We start from the raw sequence: 685 nt of genomic DNA, 5'->3' as shown, positions 1-685 counted from the left end.
AGATGATTATGATTTAACAGCAGAAGTAGGAGCGCAAACAGAAGTGACCAAAACTTTTACAGTAGTGGTAACAGATGGTTCTCTTGACATGGACTTTGATGCTCTAGGAAGTGACGGCAAAGATCAGCCTAAGCTATCGGCCATAGAAATTCTTGGTCAAGCCATAAATCAGGCGCCAGTCGCTTTAGCCGGTTCAGATCTTACATCAGGGCCTGCACCATTGACGATATCATTTAATTCAATAGGGTCTAGTGATGATAAAGGTATTACAGCCTACGCTTGGGACTTTGGTGATGGAACTTCTGTGAGTAATGAGGCATCGCCAAGTCATATATTTACAGCTGCCGGTAACTATACGGTAACTTTAACGGTAAGCGATGTAGAAGGTGAGAGCGCTACTGATAGTATAGATATTACAGTAGAAGAGTCTGTATCAAATGACTTTGCCCTACGCATTAATGCGGGTGGACCAAGCTTAGATTTCGGAGGAGAGACCTTTATAGCCGATCAGTATTTTACAGGCGGTAAGTTTTTTGAAAATGCAAGTGCTGAAGTCGAGAGTTTATATCAAACAGAGCGTAGTTCAGATGAGAAGGAATTTAATTATAACATACCTTTAGCTAATGGAACCTATGAAGTCACGCTGCACTTTGCAGAGATTTACTGGGGAGCTACAGGTGGAGGA

Annotated in this window: 1 protein-coding gene; it reads left to right on the top strand. The window is 42.2% G+C overall.

Features of this window, described 5'->3' with window-relative positions; all coding sequences use genetic code 11:
- Positions 1-685: PKD domain-containing protein (locus IE051_RS18530; RefSeq protein ID WP_189362904.1), on the top strand; the 685-nt coding region annotated here is incomplete at both ends.

The organism is Algibacter mikhailovii (assembly GCF_014651495.1).
Lineage (GTDB): Bacteria > Bacteroidota > Bacteroidia > Flavobacteriales > Flavobacteriaceae > Algibacter_E > Algibacter_E mikhailovii.
Note: the sequence above shows the minus strand (reverse complement) of the source record. Positions and strands in the feature narration are given on the sequence as shown.